At 45.1% G+C, this 21,372-nt stretch carries 12 protein-coding genes and 1 tRNA gene; 8 read left to right on the top strand and 5 right to left on the bottom strand.

Going from position 1 to position 21,372, the window contains the following annotated elements:
* The first annotated feature begins 54 nt into the window (after nucleotides 1–54).
* Nucleotides 55–6,060 (top strand): alpha-2-macroglobulin, encoded by a 6,006-nt coding sequence (locus F3J22_RS00670; RefSeq protein WP_167013284.1) that lies wholly within the window; start codon nucleotides 55–57, stop codon nucleotides 6,058–6,060.
* Between the two features lie 78 nt (nucleotides 6,061–6,138).
* On the opposite strand, the gene F3J22_RS00665 is transcribed toward F3J22_RS00670, so the two are convergent.
* Nucleotides 6,139–8,361 (bottom strand): hypothetical protein, encoded by a 2,223-nt coding sequence (locus F3J22_RS00665; protein ID WP_205195126.1) that lies wholly within the window; start codon nucleotides 8,359–8,361, stop codon nucleotides 6,139–6,141.
* Nucleotides 8,362–8,447: 86 nt separating this feature from the next.
* Nucleotides 8,448–8,566: transfer RNA gene (locus F3J22_RS00660), tRNA-OTHER, on the bottom strand.
* 249 nt (nucleotides 8,567–8,815) lie between these two features.
* On the opposite strand from F3J22_RS00660, the gene F3J22_RS00655 reads away from it, so the two are divergent.
* From F3J22_RS00655 to F3J22_RS00630, 6 genes are all read left to right on the top strand, one after another.
* Nucleotides 8,816–9,874 (top strand): FAD-binding oxidoreductase, encoded by a 1,059-nt coding sequence (locus F3J22_RS00655; protein ID WP_167013280.1) that lies wholly within the window; start codon nucleotides 8,816–8,818, stop codon nucleotides 9,872–9,874.
* A 128-nt stretch (nucleotides 9,875–10,002) separates the two neighbouring features.
* Nucleotides 10,003–11,757 carry an aspartate--tRNA ligase gene (gene aspS, locus F3J22_RS00650; RefSeq protein ID WP_167013278.1) on the top strand — a complete coding sequence of 585 codons (1,755 nt, stop codon included), beginning with the start codon at nucleotides 10,003–10,005 and terminating at the stop codon, nucleotides 11,755–11,757.
* 281 nt (nucleotides 11,758–12,038) lie between these two features.
* Entirely contained in the window at nucleotides 12,039–12,575 is a 537-nt protein-coding gene (locus tag F3J22_RS00645; RefSeq protein WP_167013276.1) for a glucosaminidase domain-containing protein, read from the top strand.
* 60 nt (nucleotides 12,576–12,635) lie between these two features.
* Nucleotides 12,636–14,066 carry a hypothetical protein gene (locus F3J22_RS00640; protein ID WP_167013274.1) on the top strand — a complete coding sequence of 477 codons (1,431 nt, stop codon included), beginning with the start codon at nucleotides 12,636–12,638 and terminating at the stop codon, nucleotides 14,064–14,066.
* Entirely contained in the window at nucleotides 14,035–15,288 is a 1,254-nt protein-coding gene (locus F3J22_RS00635) for a GDSL-type esterase/lipase family protein (protein ID WP_167013272.1), read from the top strand. Before F3J22_RS00640 ends, F3J22_RS00635 begins: the two co-directional genes overlap by 32 nt.
* Before the next feature lie 6 nt (nucleotides 15,289–15,294).
* Nucleotides 15,295–16,779 (top strand): MBOAT family protein, encoded by a 1,485-nt coding sequence (locus F3J22_RS00630; RefSeq protein WP_167013270.1) that lies wholly within the window; start codon nucleotides 15,295–15,297, stop codon nucleotides 16,777–16,779.
* Here the strand turns inward: F3J22_RS00630 and F3J22_RS00625 are convergent.
* Nucleotides 16,776–17,705, bottom strand: a complete 930-nt coding sequence (locus tag F3J22_RS00625; protein ID WP_167013268.1) for a helix-turn-helix transcriptional regulator — start codon at nucleotides 17,703–17,705, stop codon at nucleotides 16,776–16,778. The two genes, F3J22_RS00630 and F3J22_RS00625, sit on opposite strands and share 4 nt — an antisense overlap.
* Before the next feature lie 120 nt (nucleotides 17,706–17,825).
* Here F3J22_RS00625 and F3J22_RS00620 point away from each other — a divergent pair, with 120 nt between their 5' ends.
* Nucleotides 17,826–19,196: a porin gene (locus F3J22_RS00620; RefSeq protein ID WP_240154974.1), complete on the top strand. Its 1,371-nt coding sequence runs from the start codon at nucleotides 17,826–17,828 to the stop codon at nucleotides 19,194–19,196.
* Nucleotides 19,197–19,271: 75 nt separating this feature from the next.
* Here the strand turns inward: F3J22_RS00620 and F3J22_RS00615 are convergent, their stop codons facing one another.
* Together F3J22_RS00615 and F3J22_RS00610 are read right to left on the bottom strand one after the other, a co-directional pair.
* Nucleotides 19,272–20,387: a cell wall metabolism sensor histidine kinase WalK gene (locus F3J22_RS00615; RefSeq protein WP_240154973.1), complete on the bottom strand. Its 1,116-nt coding sequence runs from the start codon at nucleotides 20,385–20,387 to the stop codon at nucleotides 19,272–19,274.
* Nucleotides 20,388–20,561: 174 nt separating this feature from the next.
* Complete coding sequence (locus F3J22_RS00610; RefSeq protein WP_167013266.1) at nucleotides 20,562–21,245, bottom strand: response regulator transcription factor; 684 nt, start codon at nucleotides 21,243–21,245, stop codon at nucleotides 20,562–20,564.
* Nucleotides 21,246–21,372: the final 127 nt, after the last annotated feature.

Below are 21,372 nucleotides of genomic sequence, written 5' to 3'. Positions count from 1 at the left end.
ATGAAACCCATGTCTCGTTTTCTAGTAGCATTTTGTTTATTAATCTTTAGCTGTATGTCTATGACGGCCCAAAACTATTATGATAATGCCTGGAAGCAGGTAGATCAATCTGAATCAAAAGCCCTGGCTACCACCGCCCTCAAACAGGTAGATGCCATTTACCAGAAGGCTGTTGCTGATAAAAATGATCAGCAACAGATCAAAGCACTCATCTATAAACTGAGGTATAACGCTATTCTGAATGATAGCAGCCTGACCACCGGCATGGCCCTGTTGGATAACCATATTAAGGCAGCTATAGGCCCTAAGAAAGCAATTTTGTATAGCATGAAAGGAGAAATCCTTCATACTTACCTGCAAAATCATCAATATGGGATGCGGGACAGGACAAGTATTGCTGATGATAAAAACACAGATATCCGTACCTGGTCAATTGATAAGCTGAATGAGGAAATTACCTCGGCCTATGAAGCATCCCTGGCAGATCCCACCGCTTTGAAGAAGGCCACACTGGATAACTACCAGGTGATCATCTCCCAGGGAGAAAATGCAAAACATCTCCGACCTACCTTATATGACCTGCTAATTTCACGGGCATTGGCGTACTTTGATTCAGGTGAATCTTCTCTGACCAAACCCACCAATGCATTTGAACTGACAGATCCTACGGCTTTTGCACCAGCTGCAACCTTTGCGCAACACAAATTTACCAGCACAGACAGCAGCTCTCATTTCTTTAAAGCATTGCTGCTGCGTCAGCAGCTAATTGCTTTTCATCTTAATGATGGAAGTAAAAACGCACTGGCAGATGCAGATATAGATCGGATATCAGCGGTTAACAACGTTTCTGTAGCCGATAATAAGGCAGATTTATATCGCAAAGCATTGGAAACAGCCATGAAAGCCTATGAACAAGTGCCGGAAGGTACTAAAGCTATCATGTTGCTGGCGAATACCTACCTGGAAGGGACACCATTATACCTGGGTAACAATGAAGGATATTCGAAAACACAAAAGGAAGGTGTAGCCACTGCATTATCACTTTGCGATCTGGCAATTAAAACCTTCGGAGATTCTTTCGGCGGTGTTGAATGTTACAATATCAGAGAACGTATCCTTGATACCGAAATGAGTTTTCAGCTGGAACAGGTAAACATTCCCGGTCAGCCATTTCGTGTATTTACTCAATTCAGGAATCTTAAGACAGTATACTTCAGAATTTTTAGTGTTTCAGATGCCATCCTGAAGACAGGACAGTTGGAAGTACAGGCTTATGAAGAGGAGAAAAACCAGCTTAATAAAGTGTTGGCACAAACGCCAGTAAAGGAATGGAGCCAGCAGTTACCTGATCCCGGAGATCACTTACCGCATAGCACAGAAGTAAAAGCAGACGGCTTGCCATCAGGGAGTTACCTGGTGGTTGCCAGCACTGATAAAGCTTTTGATAAGAAAAAAAATATCATGATTGGCTGTCTGACGGCCGTTTCTAACATCGCTTTCATCACCAGGGGATCACTGGTTTATGCCTTGGACAGAACTACCGGTGAGCCACTGGCAGGAGCAAAGCTGGAAGTTCGTACCCAGCCTAATAATTATGATAAACTGCCTCTGACGACGTTCTTCACAGGGGTTACAGATGCTGACGGCAAACTGGATGTCAAATATAAAAACAGCAATGATTATAACACCAGGCAACTGAAGTGGAATTATAAAGATGATTCCCTGCTGGTAAGAGGCTATAGCGATTATTCCTTCCGTATCTATGGGAAAGAAGCAAAAGAGAATGCTGCACCAGAGACAGTACAGCGGACTTACATGTTTACTGACCGGGGCATTTACAGGCCCGGACAGATCGCTTATTTCAAAGGTATTGTCCTGGAAGAAACAAGCGGCAAACTGGGGAAACATGTAAAGGCTGGACTGGATGTAAGAGTACAGTTGTTGGACGTTAACCAGCAGGTGGTAGATAGTATCCGGTTAAAATCCAACGACTTTGGTTCATTTGCCGGCAAGTTTGTGCTGCCGTCGGATCGCCTGCCTGGAAATTATTCTATCAAAGAAACTGTTACCAATGGCTTTGCTATCATCAAAGTAGAGGAATATAAGCGCCCTAAATTTGAAGTGACATTTGATGATGTGAAACAGGAAGTGCGTTTAGGCGATACCGTTAATATTACCGGTAAGGCTATTGCCTATGCTGGTAACAATATCAACAATGCGCAGGTTTCTTACACGGTGAAACGTGGTACCCGCTTTCCTTATCCATGGATGTCTGATAAAATTTTCCCCATGGGAGCAAGCCAGGAAATAAGCCATGGTACTACCACTACAGCAGCAGATGGTAGCTTTAAGATCAACTTCGATGCAATTCCGGATAGAAAAATTGACCCTGCAGGAAAGCCGGTATTTTCTTACGAAGTGTTTGCAAGTGTAACGGATATTAATGGAGAGACACGTAGTCAAACCATGCATGTAAGTGCCGGATACGTTAGCATCCTCGCCACCGTTAGCATACCCGAAGCTACTACACAAAAAGGATTGGAAGAGATCAATGTGAAAACTACCAACCTGAATGATCAGTACGCAAAAACGTCGCTAACCCTGAAGCTCTCACCGCTTCAGCCGGAACAGCGCCTGCTGCGTGGCCGCTACTGGTCGCAGCCGGATACTTTCGTTTACAGTAAAGAGGAATATGTGAAACTATTCCCGACAGATATCTACAAAAACGAGGATAAACCTGAGAGCTGGCCGGTGAAAACAGCTGTTTACGAGAAAACATTAACCAGCCAGGAAAATGGTAAACTCAAACCGGCATTCCCACAGCTGGCGCCAGGATATTACAAGCTGGAAGTATCTGCCACCTCTGAAAAAGGGGAAACCGTAAAACAGCAGGTCATTTTCAGCGTACAGGACGAAGCTAAACCTCAAATGTTGTATCCACAGTATAACTGGGTATACCAGGAGAAAGCAAATCTGAAGGCCGGAGATAAAGGAAAGGTACAACTGGCGTCAGCAAAGAGTGCTTATGTTTTACAGCAATATCAGTCTGTACAGGAAAATGATAAAATGTCTTTTTTCAAGCTGAACGGAACTGCAACAAAGGAATACCCGGTTACTGCTAACGATGAAGGAGCTGTTTACCTGGTATACAGCTGGGTGCGTGATAACAGATTTTTAACCAGGCAGGTAAGTTTTAACGTAAGCCAGGATAAAGACTTGAAGATTGAACTGGCAGCACATCGGGACAAATTGCAGCCGGGAGAAAAGGAAAAATGGACCGTAAAGATCAAAGGTGCTGATGCTGATAAGGCGGGTGCAGAATTGCTCGCAGGTATGTACGATGCATCGCTGGATGCCTTATATCCTTTTACCTGGAGTGTTCCGGCAGGACGCCAGAATTATGGCTATCCATCTATGTTTAGCATGAGCAGCAATAGTGGTACCTTCTCAGGGAACGAAATATCCAGTGATTATAATGAGCTGGCCCGGGCCTATTCACAGGAATATCCATCCATAAATTGGTTTAACTGGGACCTCAGTCTTGATCGTGATATGGATACCATGAGATATGCGCCAAGAATGATGGTAGGAGGAAGCCGCCAGAAAACACTGGGAGAACCTAATGCTGTTGAAGCTCAATTGATGGATGCTGCGCCGGCGCCGGCTATGGCAAAATTGAAAGATACTGTTGAATCCGAAAAATCGCAAGGAAGTGCTGCCGGAGTTCAGGCCCGCAAAGACTTCCGTGAAACAGCTTTCTTCCTGCCAGACTTACGCACAGATAAAGATGGTAATATCGCATTTGAGTTCACCATGCCGGAAGCCCTTACGAAATGGAAGTTCCAGGGATTAGCACATACTCCTGATGCAGCCTTTGGTAAAAAAGAAGCAGAAATAGTAACACAGAAACCATTGATGGTACAAACCTTTGCACCAAGGTTCCTGCGTGAAGGTGATAAAATTGATTTCTCTGCTAAAATCAGTAATCTGTCTGACTCACAGGTAATTGGTCAGGCAAGACTGGAACTGCTGGATGCTGCTACTATGCAGCCTGTTGACGGCTGGTTCCAGAATATCTTCCCGGTACAGCATTTTACTGCTAATGCAGGACAGAGTGCAGCAGTGGTATTCCCGATGCAGATACCTAACGCCTACGGTAGTACGCTGATTTATCGTGTAACTGCCACTGCTGGCAGTTTCACTGATGGAGAAGAAAATGCATTGCCGGTACTCACCAACAGTATGCTGGTAACAGAAACATTACCGGTATGGATGCAGGGTGATGGTACTAAAAATCTCACCTTCCAGAAATTAAAGGATAGTGAATCATCATCCACATTACAACAGCATGGTTTAACAGTAGAATACACCAGCAATCCTGCCTGGTATGCTGTACAGGCATTACCTTACCTGATGGAGTATCCACATGATTGTGCGGAGCAGGTATTTAACCGCTACTATGCTAATTCACTGGCTGCATGGATCGTTAAACAGCAGCCTGCTATTGCAGATATCTTCGCCAAATGGAAAAATGAAGATAGCAGTGCACTGGTCAGCAACCTGGAGAAAAATGAAGAGCTGAAATCCATCTTACTGCAACAAACGCCATGGGTGCTGGATGCTAAGAGTGAATCCGCACAGAAACGCCAGATTGCTACTTTATTTGATACCAAAACTATCAACAGTGGTGCGAGGAAAGCTATAAGCCAGCTGGCAGATAAACAGGCCAGCAACGGTGCTTTTCCTTGGTTTACCGGTATGTCGGATGATCGCTATATCACACAGTATATCGTTGCGGGTATCGGCAGACTCACCGCACTAACCGGCATCAAAGATGATCAGCTTAAGAATATGGCAAATAAAGCATTGAATTATATGGACCAGCGTATTGTCGCTGACTATAAAAATCTGCTGAAAACAAAAGCTGATCTGAAGAAGCAGCATATTGATGGTATTGCTTTACAGTATTTGTATGCCAGAAGCTTCTTTGGTGCGCCAAAGTCGGTAGAGCTGACTACCGCCTGGAACTATTACCTGGGCCTGGCAAAGAAAGACTGGACAAGTCTGGGATTATACCAGCAGGCAATGGCAGCGTTATTGTTTAATCGTTTAAACGATCAGCCTACTGCAACAGCTATTGTAAAATCTCTGAAAGAAAATGCAGTCGTTTCTCCTGAAATGGGCATGTACTGGAAAGCTAACAACGGTGGGTATTACTGGTACCAGGCACCGGTAGAAACCCAGTCATTGCTGATAGAAGCATTTAGCAATGTTACGCATGATCAGACAGCTGTTAACCAGATGAAAACATGGTTGCTGAAAAACAAGCAGACTAACAACTGGAAAACGACGAAAGCCACAGCAGACGCATGTTACGCCATGCTTATCGGTGGTAGCAACTGGCTGAGTGCGACGCCTGAGGTAAATATTAAATTGGGTAATGTAGATATCAACTCCAATAATACCAAAGCAGAAGCCGGTACAGGATATCTGAAAGAACAAGTATCTGCCAAAACAGTAAAACCAGATATGGGCAACATCACAGTTACTGTTAAAGGCAGTAAAGGACAACCATCATGGGGTGCAGTGTACTGGCAGTACTTTGAGCAGCTGGATAAAATTACATCCGCAGGCTCACCATTATCTATTCAGAAAGAACTGTATAAAGAAGTAAATACAGACAAAGGTCCGGTATTGACAAAGCTGACGGATAACAACGAACTGAAAGTGGGAGATAAGCTGAAAGTACGTATCATACTGCGTTCCGACAGAAACATGGAGTACATTCACCTCATGGATATGCGGGCAGCCGCATTTGAACCGCAGAATGTACTGAGCGGTGCCAAATGGCAAAATGGTCTTAGCTACTATGAAAGCACCAAAGATGTTTCTACAGATTTCTTCTTCAGTTATCTGCCTAAAGGAACCTATGTGTTTGAATATGCGATGAATGTTACGCATAACGGTACTTTCTCCAATGGTATCAGCACCGTACAATGCATGTATGCGCCTGAGTTTAACGCGCATAGCGAAGGTGTGATATTGAAAGTGCGGGAATAGTAATACATAGCCTTAATTATAAAACAAAAAAAGCGTGTTCATGTATTTGAACACGCTTTTTTCGTTTATAGTATACCGTTAGTCAACCAGTAATTTTGTGACAGCGGCGCTATCCCTGGCCCATTTGAAGGTGTAGGATTCGTCTGCATCTTCCGTATCAGTAACTGTTAACTGCTGGGCTTCCGCCTTTATCTGCAACAGTGCACCGATACTCATTTTGCTGTTCAGCTTAGCGAGCAAAGCCTGTACACCGCCGCTATGCAGCTGCTGTGCAATCTGTCCGTTAAAGGCCATTTCCAGCCAGATAATTTCCCGTGCGGCTACATCCAGTACCCCGAATACAAGTCCTTTCGACAGGTTAGAGGTAATTCGTACCGAGTGCTGCACACAGGACGGATCATAGGCTACACCACCTCTGGCTGTAATCCGCATTGGATATGCACTATCCATCCACCCTACCACCATATTTGGCGATAATGCGCCAGCGGTATAGGCATTGGAAGTAAACACCACATGCCGGGCACCTGCCTTTTGCAGGGCTGTTATATCCAGGTTGATGTATTCAGCGGTTCCAATCTGATCAGGAATATGACGTATATCTCCGCTATGCTGGCACCCAACAGTAGTCAGGCGGGAGAAGGAACAAGTATCCACCTTTGATGGATAATATACCATACAGCTAAGGTCCATGTCCAGGTGCTGTGCACGTAAACCCGCTCCCCACTGCATGAACAGGCGTACCTGGTCACCTTTTAACGGGAACTTTGTTCCCATTAATGCAGAAGGCAGGTCCTGTACAGATTCCGCACGATCTCCTATGGCCAAAGGCATATGGAATAATGCCGGATCTATATAGATCGTTTTGTTTGCTGATGGGATAGCTGCGAAGCGCTGTCTCATTGCCTGAAAACAAAGATCTGTAACGGCATCTATCATGGATATACGTTGTTCATAGGTATGAGCATGCAGCAGTTTATTGGCAGCGATAAATTTATTCACTCCTCCCAAAGGCTTAACAGCTCTGTTTGTTCCATGAAAATAATTAGCTGCATACATCTGTAATGATAATACCAAACGCGCCGGTACTTTATCAATCACCTTTGAAAAGGCTGCTGTGGCTGGTTTTTCACCAAACCAAAGCATATTGGCAAACAGTGATCTTGCAAAAAGTCCTGGCCGCTGCTGCAATAAATAGAAGGTGCTGTCCGGGTCCAGTTTTAAACGGAAATGATTCAAACGGCCTTGCCATACTTCATATTGTTCATTGTAGAACATATCCAGTAATGCACGCAACTGGTCAAATCCTGTACGTTTGGCGTATTCCGCGAGTCGTAAGGCCCTGATAAAACGTACCCACATGTTGCGTTTAGGGTGCATGGTTTCACACATCTTAATAATGTCCATCTGCATGTTGTTCAGCCACGTAGCTGCTATCAGACATGTAGCCCGATTGTATTTCAGGTCAAGAGACGGTATTTTTTGTGTATGTGCACCCGCACCGGCAAAGTGTTTCCGGTTGTTGCGTTTCATACGGTTCAGTATCACCTTTGGCTCCAGGAGCTGAAGATGCCCGGTATGTTTGTACCAGAGATAACGCAGGATATCCGTAGGAGATGCCAGCAGTGGCTGCACTTTTGCCGGGTCAATAGCTATTAGCGTATCGATGGCCAGCATCAGCGTTTCCTTCATAGCAATTTTTACAGCCGGCAATGGTAGCTCCTGCAATAATATTTTAAGACTATCCACTTGTGATGCGTCCAGCGCGGTTTTGGAGGTTAACAAACTTTCCATATGCTGTAGCAGGTCGGCGGTTGTCCATAACTCCAATACTTTCAACGTACAACCGTTACCGTAGTTTTCCAGTACTTCATGATCAAACGTTGTTCCACATAACGGACAGCCGTTGTAACGATCCAGGGGAAAGGTATTTGGTAAGATAGTATGACCGCAAGGCAGCTGCGTTCTTTCTCCTTTGTTGCCGGAGAAAGTGTTGTAGAACCAGTTGGTAATATGGTCAATGATGGTTTCATTGGTAGGTGTTCCCCAGTCTTTTACCAGCGGTGTCCAGTTTTTATCGCAGTTGGTAATCTCTCTGAACAGATTGATTATCTGCTGTTGTTCCTGGTCTGATAGACGGTTGATCGCACGGAGCAGATCTTCAGTAACACCGAATCCTAATTTGGACAGGTTGGCTGCCAGCAAGCCTTTGATGGGTACAAACAATGTTGGGGTTAATGGGGTTGTAGCTTCAGGAATGTATAATGCCTGCTGGCGGATCGCTACTTTTAAAAGGTTGTTCATCATTTTTGGGTTTAAGAATGAGATAATTTTGTTGCTGTTTTTACCAAAAAAATAGAAGTAAGCAACAATTGACCTTCATCACTTTGCAAAGCAGGTTGGACTCGAACCAACGACCTATGGGTTATAAGCTGGAAGTAAATTTTAATTGACCTGATGGTAATTTTAAAATTTTTGTCCATTGCTCTACCAACTGAGCTACTGCTTTGTCGACCTTCTGCGGTAATCAGGAAAGTATTTCATTAACAGTGAAGTTGAAGTAACTTTTCTTTGACCGCTTCCGATAATACAAAGATGTCCACCTATGTGCGCAGTCTTTTTGCGCATATAAATTTTTCTAAAAAATATTTTAGTTAGATAGATGGAAACCTTTACCAGTATTGTGTTGTAAGAGATATTTTTTTAGAGAGAAGAACAGTGCATAAAAACAATTATTAGTATTAATACCTTCGTGAAGATGAAGCAGGTAGATTATATAATTATCGGGCAAGGCATTGCAGGCACTATGTTGAGTTGGTTCCTGCGGCAGCGTGGCTATAAAGTACTGGTGATAGATGATGCAAAATTCAACAGTGCGTCGAGGGTAGCAGCGGGCATCATTAATCCGGTGTCGGGGAGAAGATTTGAACCGGCCTGGTTATATGACGAGATATTTCCGTTTGCCAAATCGACATATGCCGAATTGTCTGCATTACTGAATATAAATATATTAACCGAAAGGCAATTGTGGAACGTATTTCCGTCACTTCAGCTGAAAGAAGCCTTCGATGCCAAGGTGAGCAAGGGTTTAACGGATAAATACACCGCTGTTCCCGAATCGCTACAATATGAGGCGTATTTGCAACAACCTTTTGGGGCCGCTATCATTTTTGGCGCTACTGTCAATCTGAGAGCTTTTCTGCCGGCATACAGGGCACTTTTAGCCGCTGAGGGCGCCTTACTGGAAGAAACCTTTGATCTTAATAAACTGGTAATCAATCCATCTGGTGTACAGTACGGGGAAATATCTGCCCAAAAGATTATTTTTTGTGATGGGATGGCTACCGCACGAAATCCTTATTTTGAGAAGATTAAGTTTCTGCCTAATAAAGGAGAAGTGCTACAAATAAAAGTACCCGGACTTGAAACCTCAGACATTATTAAAAAAAGCATTACGTTAGTTCCTCAGGAAGATGGAACTTTCTGGGCTGGGTCTTCGTTTGTCTGGGACTATGTAGATGAGCAGCCGACCTGGGTACAGCGGGACCATTTAGAAGAAAAGCTGCGTCAGTTATTAAAGGTGCCATATGATGTAGTGGGACACCTGGCAGCGGTTCGCCCTTCGGGCAACGACAGGCGTCCGATGATAGGATTTCATCCCGAATTTCCGGTAATCGGCATCTTTAACGGGCTGGGAACCAAAGGTTGCTCATTGGCGCCCTTTATGGCGGCTCATTTTACGGATGTGCTTGCCGGAGAGGTCAAATTGATGCCGGAAGTGGATGTAAACAGATATTTTAACATGGGCCGGGGCTAAAATCCAGCGATCAAAGTGTATATTTGCTACCCTTGTTGGTATGGCTGAGGCGCTGGAAAAGTGGTCAGAAACAGTGAACGGCTATCCCGGCTTTCTACCATAAAACTATTAAAATCAATTTTTTACGCATGTACAGGACGCACACTTGCGGTGAGCTAAGAATGGAACAGGTAGGTCAGGAAGTTACACTGGCCGGATGGGTACAAACAGTCAGGAAATTTGGTAAAGGCATGTCTTTCGTGGACCTGCGCGACCGTTATGGCATTACCCAGCTGTTATTTGGTGAAGACCTAATTGCTCAGCTGGAGGACCAACCTCTTGGCCGTGAATTCGTTATCCAGGTTACGGGTAATGTTTCCGAGCGTTCCAGTAAAAATCCGAATCTCCCTACCGGAGATATCGAAATCGCCGTTAAATCGTTCAAAATCCTGAACGAATCTAAAACCCCGCCTTTCACCTTAACGGATGATACGGACGGAGGCGATGAGCTGCGTATGAAATACCGCTACCTGGACCTGCGTAGAAATGCCGTTAAACAGAACCTCGAACTGCGCTATAATGTAGGCCGTGCTGCACGCAACTACCTTCATACGCAAGGTTTTATGGATATAGAAACTCCTTTCCTGATCAAATCAACGCCGGAAGGAGCCCGCGATTTCGTGGTGCCTAGCCGTATGAACCCTAACGAGTTCTACGCTTTGCCACAATCTCCGCAAACCTTCAAGCAACTGCTGATGGTGAGTGGTTATGACCGCTACTACCAGATCGTTAAATGTTTCCGCGATGAGGACTTACGTGCTGACCGTCAGCCGGAGTTTACACAGATTGACTGTGAAATGAGCTTCGTGGAGCAGGAAGATATCCTCTTTACTTTTGAAAATATGGTGAAGTATATCTTCAAAGAAATCAAAGGTATAGATCTGGATTACGCCTTCCCTCGCATGACCTGGGACGATGCCATGGAATATTATGGTAACGATAAACCGGATATCCGTTTCGAAATGAAACTGGCTACCCTGAACGATACCGTTAAAAATAAAGGCTTTAAGGTATTTGATGACGCAGAGCTCGTGGTAGCGATCGCTGCCAAAGGCTGTGCTGAATATACCCGTAAGCAACTGGATGAACTGACCGACTGGGTAAAACGCCCGCAGATCGGTATGAGCGGGCTCATCTATGTTAAATATGGTGCAGATGGCAGTCTGAAAAGCTCAGTAGATAAGTTCTTCAACGAAGATGAACTGAAAAAATGGGTAGAAGTTACCAAGGCTGAGCCTGGCGACCTGATCCTGGTACTGGCCGGTAAAGAAAGCCGTACCCGTCAGGCAATGAGTACTTTACGCCTGGAAATGGGTGAACGCCTCGGCTTTAGAGATAAAAACGTGTTTGCGCCACTCTGGGTGATCGACTTCCCATTATTTGAATATGCAGAAGAAGAAAACCGCTGGGTAGCCCGTCACCATCCGTTCACTTCGCCTAAACCGGAGCAGATCGCCCTGATGGATGATATGTCTCAGTACGCTAAGATCAAAGCAAATGCTTACGATATCGTACTGAACGGTACCGAAATCGGTGGTGGTTCTATCCGTATCTTCCAACGCGACCTGCAGGAGAAAATGTTTGCTGCTTTAGGTATGACTAAGGAAGAGGCTGCTCATAAATTCGGCTTCCTGCTGGGAGCATTTGAATATGGAGCACCTCCACACGGAGGTATTGCCCTCGGATTTGACCGCTTGTGCTCGCTTTTGGGTGGCAGTGAAAGCATCCGCGATTTTATCGCATTCCCTAAAAATAATTCTGGCCGCGATGTCATGCTGGACGCGCCTTCAGCTATCGATCAGCACCAGCTGGACGAGCTTCGCATCAGCCTGATAAAGGAATAACTGGCATAGTAATTGCAAATTACCGCCTGTCAAACAGAAAAATCCCCTTTGGTATAGTTTCTAAAAACTGCATCAAAGGGGATTACTGCAATTAATGGTACAATATTATTAACAAGACATTAACGGAAACTTTAGAGAGACTTTAGAGAAGAGAGAAGACGTATTATTTAATTTTTTAAAGTAATATTGCGATGTGTGATCATCGTTGATATGTGAGGTAAGAAATGATGCTGAAAACAAACAAGAAATCATCACCTGTAACAACCACTAACACTAAGCTAATGAGAATGATAAAATTCTACAAGAGCAAAGCAGGAGCCTGGATATGTGCGGTGTTATTATTGACAATGCTCAGCAATGTTGGGTTTGCGCAACAGTCCACAGACAATTATTTGAAGAAATTTAAACCTGTTTCTATTGAATTGATGCAGGAAACAGGGATACCTGCCAGCGTAATTCTTGGAATTGCAATGCTGGAATCAGGTACTGGTACGAGTAAAAGTGCTAAATTGCTGCATAATCACTTTGGCATTGTAGGTAAAAATAACCTGTCTCAGACTAACCCTGGACATCGTTCTGTTTACAAACAGTACCTGTCTGATGTGGCATCTTATGAGCATTTCGTTCAACTCCTGACCCAGAAAAAATGGTTCAGTCAGATGAAAGGTAGCACAGAGTACAGCACATGGCTTCAGAAAATGAACCATAGCGGATACTCTTCTGCAGGCCAGGAATGGATCAGACGTGTGACATCTATTATTAATCGTTACAAACTTTACAAGCTGGACGCAGCCATGGATGTGGCAAGAGGATCCTGATTCGGAAGCCACTTGTCTGTCAGGATGTAGTCGAGAGTATGCTAACCGTTCATGAATAATATGCCTGGCAAGAATAAGGCAGCCTATCCGTTCTTAATTATAGCAGGATCATTGGCTTGCTTAGTGGCTTTATCCCAGCTGAACTACAGCTTTTCATTTAAGGATTTTCAATTCAGAAAACTGGATATGTTGTCCGATATCAGGACTTCACCAGTTGAAGATAAAAACAGGCCTGCCCTAGCCGGTAATACCGGAGATGGCAGGCCTGCTGCTGCAACTGACTCTGTTGTCAAAGTAAAAGACAGCACAGGTGCAGTAACGACGTTGCCAAATCCGGATGCACACCACGACTATATGTCGTATACCGGTATTATGCAGTATGCTGCTGCACAATACGGGGAAGATGGCGCCGGTATGCACGCTTTCCTCCAGGCCCTCGCCGACCTGAAAGCAGGCAAACGTAAAAAAGTTCGTATCGCCTATTTCGGCGATTCCATGATCGAAGGTGACCTCATCACAGGTGACCTGAGAGACAGTCTCCAGCTATTCTTTGGCGGACAGGGAGTAGGATTCGTTCCTATCACCTCCGTTGTGGCGTCGTTCAGAACAACGATCACGCATACTTTCTCCAAAGACTGGACAGACTACAGTTATAAGAAAGATCCACCAGCAAATATTGCCCTCGGCCTGTCGGGACACACCTTCGTGCCGTCTTCCAGCAGCTGGGCAAAATATTCACCCGTAAAGAAACCACGCCTCGATAAATTCGATGAAGTGGAAGTACTCTACGGACCATCCGCCGGTACAGGCATCACCGTTAACGACAAAGCCTACACGCTTGCCGGTAACGATGCTGTAAACAAATTAGACCTGCGCCTCGATACAGGTCAGCAGGGAATGACCATCAAATATGCCAGCGGCACACAAAGCCCTCTTTACGGCGTGTGCTTCGAAAGTGATAACGGTATCTATGTCGACAACTACTCCTTCAGAGGAATCAGCGGCGTTGAATTAGGACACCTTTCCGCTGATATGGTCAAAAAAATGCAGGAAGAACGCCCGTACGACCTCGTAGTACTGCACTATGGCGCCAATGTACTTTGGAAGCCGGAACTGACAGACTATAGCTGGTACGAACGCCCGATGACCAAAGTAATGGACAACCTCCGAAACGACTTCCCGGGAACTTCCTTCCTGATCATCGGTACCGCCGATAAGTCGTACAGAAAAGGTGATCATTACGTTACGGCTCCCGGTGTAGAAGCGCTGTTATCTGTGCAACACGAGCTGGCGGCACAACATGGTACCGCCTACTGGAACTTGTATGCAGCAATGGGTGGTGAAGGATCAATGGTGAAGTGGGTAGAAAGTGATACCCCTGGTGCGAACAAGGATTACACACATTTTAACAGACTGGGAGCGTCTAAAGTAGCGGCGCTGCTGTATAAAGCTATTATGAATGAGTACGGTCAGAAAAACAATATTCAGTAGTATCGCCCTGGTGATGCTGCTCGCAGGATCTAAAGCCGGCGCGCAGAACACCTTCAACGGCGATAATACTATCCAGCAGGATTCAGCCTTATATCGTGTTTTCAAATTATTACAGCATGCAGATACCAGCGTAGTATCCATACTCCACCTGGGCGATTCCCATGTGCAGGCAGGTTACTTCCCGCAAACAAATGGTGGTATGATGCAGCAGCAATTTGGAAACGCAGGCAGAGGCTTCGTATTTCCCTACAATCTTGCAGGAACCAATGGCCCCGAAGATTACCGCTGGAGCAGTCCCGTAAAATGGAACAGCGAAAGGGTAGTTGACCGCTATAAATCACCGGTACTGGGCCCTGGCGCTATTGTTATCAATACCAACACCAACTCCCCTTCATTAAGCTTTTTAGGCCGCCAGGATTCTTTTATCGAGAACTCCTTCAATGAGGCCGATATCTTCTACGATCCGGGAAATGATTCTTCAAACGTCATCTCCAACGGGGCTGATATCGTTGTCACCCCCATGCCCTTTACTGGTTCTCCTACCATTCAAAGAGCAGCCCTTTCCTACCAGGAACTCCAACAGACATTCTCCGTAAAATTTGAAAATACTTCCAAAGGACCATTCCGCTTCTATGGCGCTTACCTGCGCAATGGCGAACATGGCCTGATCTATTCCAGCGTGGGCATCAATGGCGCCATGTACCAGCATTACAACGATTTCAGTAATATCCTGCTGGCACAAACCGCTGTCATGAAACCACACCTGGTGATCATCTCCCTGGGTACCAATGAAGCCTATGGCAGATTTGATGCGTTGACGTTCAGAAATGAAATCGACAAAATGGTCACCCTGTTCAGAGAACAGAATCCCGCCGTATGTATCCTCCTGACCACCCCGCCCGATTGTATGCGTGTAACCCATAGCAGCTATCGCAAAAAGGTACATGGTAAATGGAGAAAATACGCCAAAACCACTGTCACTCCCAACCCGTATATCGCCATGGCATCTGCGCAAATCGAGGGCTACGCCCGCGAACACGGACTTGCCTGCTGGAACTTTAATGCTGTCAACAAAATACAACGTGCCCGGTTCAGTCAACTCTGGGCCCCGGATCATGTGCATTTCAGCGTAAAAGGCTACCAGCTGCAAGGACAGCTGCTCAACGAAGCTATACAGGGAGCGTATAGAAAATATCTGGCTGAAACAAAGAAAACATACTAACATCCAATGATTGACATCAACAAGCTGTTGAATCTGCTGCGTTATGACCCGAATGATCCGGTGCTTTTCAATAGCGCTTTCTTCTTCTATTTCTTTGCTGTTTTCCTGATGTGCTACCTGGCGGTACACAAAAGCAAAGCAGGAAGAGTCTGGGTTTATACACTCTTCTCCCTGTTCTTCTTCTATAAAGCCTGCGGATACTATGTAGGCCTGGTAATACTTTCCGCCATCGTAGACTTTAACCTTTCCAAGGCCATACATCGATCGAAGGATAAGTCTTTCCGGAAAACACTACTGATATTCAGTATCGTCCTCAATCTCGGACTGCTGTTCTATTTCAAGTACACCAACTTCTTTATCGGTATGATCAATGATATGACCGCCGGTCATATCCCTTTACTGAAGCTGATCTTACCAATCGGTATCTCTTTCTATACCTTCGAAAATCTTAGCTATACCATCGATGTTTACAGAGATGAAATCGAGCCCGTGGATAATTTCATGGATTACCTCTTCTTCCTCTCGTTTTTCCCTAAACTGATGATGGGCCCTATCGTTCGTGCTGCTGATTTTATCCCGCAGATCTCTAAACCCTATTTCATAGAATCTAATGATATAGGTAAGGGTATGTATTTGATTATCAGTGGATTGTTTAAGAAGATAGTAATATCGGATTTCATCTACCAGAACTTTGTACAATACATCTTCGACGACCCAAGCAAGCATACCGGCCTGGAATGCCTCCTGGGAGTTTATGGCTATGCCCTGGTGATTTATTGCGACTTCTCCGGTTACTCGGATATGGCGCTGGGTATTGCCCGCTGGACAGGTTTCAAGATCCCGCCAAACTTCGATTCTCCTTACCAGAGCAGTTCAATTACTGAGTTCTGGCGTCGCTGGCATATTTCTTTGTCCAGCTGGCTGCGTGATTACCTCTATATTCCATTAGGTGGTAACCGTAAAGGAAAGGTACGTCAGTACATCAACCTCGGACTGACCATGCTTATCGGGGGCTTCTGGCATGGCGCCAGCTGGAACTTCATTTTCTGGGGTGGTATGCACGGAAGTATGCTGGCCATCGATAAGGTAAGAATAGACTACCTGAGAAAGAAACAGATCAAATTCAGCGGCTGGTCGGGCAACTTACTGAAAGTACTGGGTGTCCTGTTTACTTTCCATTTTGTATGTTTCTGCTGGATTTTCTTTAAAGCATCCACCTTCCATGATGCATGGTCGTTGATACACCAGATAGCATACGACTTCCAGCCAGAAATCTGGCCAGAGCTCTATACCGGTTATACGGCAGTATTCTGGGTGATGATCCTGGGCTTTATCCTGCATTTCATGCCGGCGAAAGCGGAGCTTTCACTGGAAGGGTTCTATGCAAAGATCCCTGTTGCTGGCAGCGTTGCTGTAATGGTAGCCTTTATCTGGCTGCTGGTACAGGTGAAGAGCACCCAGCCAATGATACCGATCTACTTCCAGTTCTAACAACCGAATCTTCTTTCCCATGGAATGAATACCTCACAGGTACTTCTTCCGGTAAGAGAAATAAAAAACTGATTGCTGTTCATCTTGAAATTTCCGACACGGCAATTATGGTTAATGAAATTGTACATGGGCAAGCCGGCATCGGCGAAGCCCATGTTTACTTTTAGGTGCTTATAACTGTTGGCTGCTATCTGTTTGGTATGTAGCTGACATTCATAATGGCCAAGAAATGGCATCTGCCGGTGTACTTTCTCATATCCCGGCCCGTTAGGCACCAGCAATCCCACATACATCATCATTTTATGGTAAACGGTTACCGGTACGGCATCTAACGTACCCGTGATGATTTTGGCATCCTTCAGAAATACCGTCGACTTGATAATCGTAAATTCCTGGATGTAGTGCTCCATCACCGCCACCATGTTCCTGATCGGATCATTCTGGCTGGGAAGCATGGCATAGTACAATGTCGCATCCGGCATTTTTATCTCTACGGTATTATCCAGCGAGAAGATGTCAGGCATCATTTCATGCGCTGCAGAAGTGATGATTTTGGTCCGGTACAATGTTTCATCTTCATTATCCAGGTATGGCTGGTCGCGGTAGGCTGTGGGAGAGATGTGAAGGTCCTGGGAGAATGCTTTGCTAAGGGCTGAATTAGTATAACCACATAATTCAGCAATTTGGGAGATAGAGAATGATGAGTGTCGGAGTAAACCACCAGCGTTTTCGATTTTCCTTCTTCTGGTAAACTGTTTAAAAGACTCCTGTTTCAAATCCTCAAAGCGGCGTCCTAATGTCTGGGCGTCAACAGAGAGCTGGGTGGCAACGTCTGTAATAGATAGATCCAGAGACATGTTATTGTCAGTGATAGCAATTGCGCTCTCCACCAGCCCCCTCCAATGTAGTAGGGTACTTGCTTTCATGTCGAGTAGTGTAGTTTTCGAAGATAGAAGTTCCGCTAAATGGCCGTAAAAAACCTTACCTGGAACTGTTCTGTTAAATGATTAACTAACGATTAACGAAAAGCGCTGAGCAATCCGGCCATGAAATTTGTTCTCCTGATTCCATACTTTTGCGCCCAAATCATCAATCTCGAAATGCGTGCAGCCAAAATCTTAGTCTTGTCGTGTGTATTGCTGTGTTCTTCTATCGTTACGCGCGCCCAGTTTCTCATGGATATGATAGACACGACCTCTGAAATGGGAAAAGGAATGCTGTCCATGTACCATAAATACGATGCCCTCCGCTTCAGCGGCTATATCCAGCCACAGTTCCAGGTAATTTCACAACGTGGTGCCAAAAGTTACGCCGGTGGCGACTTCCTCCCGCAGTCTGATAACCGCTGGACCCTCCGCAGGGGCCGTATCCGTGTCGACTATGAACGCTACAACAAAGAGGATATGCCCGTGGTGCAGTTTGCCTTTCAGTTCGACGGTACGGAAAGGGGCGTATTTATCCGTGACTTCTACGGCCGTTTCTTCGAAACAAAATTTAATGTATTGAGTCTGGCTACAGGGATGTTTGCCCGCCCGTTCGGTTATGAGGTAAACCTCTCTTCCGCAGATCGTGAAACGCCCGAAAGAGGCCGTATGTCCCAGATACTGATGAAAACTGAGCGAGACCTGGGTGGAATGGTGTCTTTTGAACCAAGAAGAAAAGATCATCCATTATACTTCCTGAAGATAGATGCAGGTATGTTTAACGGGCAGGGACTAACAGGACCCGGTGATTTCGATAGCCACAAAGACTTTATAGGCCGCATCGGTTTTAAGCCGGTAGTCCTGAATAAGCGTAAATGGCTGCTATCCGGTGGGGCTTCTGTGCTCTACGGCGGCATGCAGCAGTTTACCAATTACATCTATAAAATGGAAGGAACGTCTTTCAAGGTAGATTCTTCCCTTACCAATGCCGGTGAGATTGCACCCCGCCACTATTATGGTGCAGACATGCAGCTGAAAATCCCTAACGGACCTAATAAAGGCTGGACGCAATTCAGGGCGGAATATATTCGTGGAAAGCAGACAGCTACACAGTTTACAACAGAAACGCCCGGCATTATTCCGTTGGATCCTGCCGGTAAATATGCACCTTTATACATCCGTAATTTTGATGGTGCCTACCTGTATTTTATCCAGAACCTTGGAAGTCTGAAACACCAGGTGGTGGTACGTTACGACTGGTATGACCCCAATAAGGACGTGAAAGGCAAGCAGATTGGTGCGCCAGGTTCCGGTACTACGGAAGCGGATATACGCTATAACACACTTGGTGTGGGATACCTGTATTATGCTGATGAGCACCTGAAGTTTACGGTGTACTACGACTGGGTGAAAAACGAATCAACCTCTTTGCCTGGTTATACAAAAGATATCAGGGATAATGTGCTGACCTGTCGGATACAGTATAGGTTCTAAAGTACTGGTAATACAGTAAAAGGGCCGGCTATAGCATTGCTTTGGCCGGCCCTTTTACTGTATATTTTTCTAAAATCAGAATTCTCCTTTCCCGGCTTCCAGTGTAAAGCCGAAGGTGCTGCCAATTTCAGGTTTACTTCTTACGGTGATAGACTGATCGTGCGCTTCCACGATATGTTTTACGATGGCCAGGCCCAAACCGGTACCGCCGATATCGCGGCTACGGGCGCGGTCTGTACGATAGAAGCGTTCAAACACGCGTGGGAGGTGTTCTTCTGACATACCGATACCATCATCGGAGATCTCTATCAGTACACGTTTGCCATCCATGTTGTAGATGCTGGCGATGGTATGACCATCCTGTTTACCGTATTTGATAGAGTTATCCACCAGGTTAATCAGTACCTGACGGATTTTTTCTTTATCTGCCAGTACATGCATCGGCTGTTCGCAGCCTTTCTTGATACTGAATTTGATGCCTTTGGTATTCGCTTTCAGCGACAGGGTGTCGAAAACATCTTTCAACAGGTCCTGGATCACGAAATCTTCCGTATTAACGGTCATTTCGCCGCTTTCCAGTTTGGATATCTCGTCCAGGTCGTCCAGGAGACGGCAAAGACGATCGATATTCTTGGTAGCGTTTTTCAGAAACAGCCTGTTTACACCTGGATCTTCCAGGGCGCCGTCGAGCAGGGTGTGGATATAACCCTGTACGGCAAAGATGGGCGTTTTCAGTTCATGGGAGAGGTTCAGCAGGAATTCTTTCCTGAATTCCTCATTTCTGCGCAGGTTGTCCAATTCTTCTTTTTTCTGGCTGGCCCACTTTTCTACGTCTTCGCTTACCTCTTCAATGGTTTTTAAAGGGAGAATGTTCTTGTTAAAAAATTCTTCTCTTTTAGACGCTTTTGTCTGGTAGATGAATTTGTAGATGAGCTTTATTTTTCTGTAGATAAAATTCTGAAGTGTGTACAGGTAGAGATAATATGATACCAGGAAAGTGAGCAGGAATGCGCCTGCCGCTATTTTCCAATCATTGCTGACCAGTAGGCTACCCAGAGCTATTACTATCGAAACAACTAGAGCTGTAAATCCCGCCAGCTTTTGCGGGGAAAGGTTCTTCGTTTTAAACATACTCCAAAGTGAGTAATTATTGTAATAGTGGGAAATTACATTAAATTTCTTTCTTGCCATAAAATTGTCTGGTAATGAAGCCCGGAATAACCGGTTCCGGGGTTTTGCCCGGCCCGAAGGTCCGGGCAAAACCCCGGAGAAGAGGGGGCGCCGAAGGAGCCCCCTCTTCTCCGGGGAATAAAACTATATGAAAAAGGAAAGCCGCCAGAGGCGGCCAATATTGCAGGAAAAAAATTACATTTCAAATTTGTAACCCACACCTTTCACGGTAGTGATGAGGTCAATCCCTATCTTCTGACGGATCTTACGAATGTGTACATCAATGGTACGGTCGCCAACGATTACTTCAGTACCCCAAACCTGGTTCAGGATTTCATTGCGAAGGAATACGCGGCCTGGTTTGGATGCCAGCAATTGCAACAGCTCAAACTCTTTTTTGGCAAGGATGATCTCCTGACCTTTGTAGGTCACGGTGAATTTCTCACGATCGATGATAAGATCTCCTAACTGTACCTGCATTTCTTCCGGTTTGTGTAAACGGCGGAATAAAGCATTGATGCGGCTTACCAGTAATTTCGGTTTGATAGGTTTGGCAATGTAATCATCTGCTCCCATGTTGAGTCCGTCGATCTCCGACTTCTCATCATTCAGGGCAGTTAAAAACAATACCATGGTATCTTTAAACTCAGGGAATTTTCTGATCTCGCGACAGGTATCGATTCCGTTCTTATTCGGCATCATGATATCCAGCATAATCAGATCTGGTCTGAATATTTTTGCTTTCTGGATAGCCTCGTTGCCGTCTTTTGCAGTTACAGTATCATATCCCGCAGATTTGAGATTGTAACTGATGATTTCAAGTATATCCAACTCATCATCTACTACCAGGATTTTTCCAGCTACGGCTTGGTCTATCATAAACTTTGTGCTTTAATAAAGACGGCACAAAATTATATTCTGTGCCCTGTGATTAATGGAAAAATAACATTATGAAATTGTTAATTCACTATGCTGGCCCATTTTCACGGTCAATTCAAAATTAATA

Source organism: Chitinophaga sp. Cy-1792 (assembly GCF_011752935.1).
Lineage (GTDB): Bacteria > Bacteroidota > Bacteroidia > Chitinophagales > Chitinophagaceae > Chitinophaga.
The sequence above is the reverse complement of the archived record's forward strand: the minus strand, read 5'-3'. Positions and strand labels throughout refer to the sequence as shown.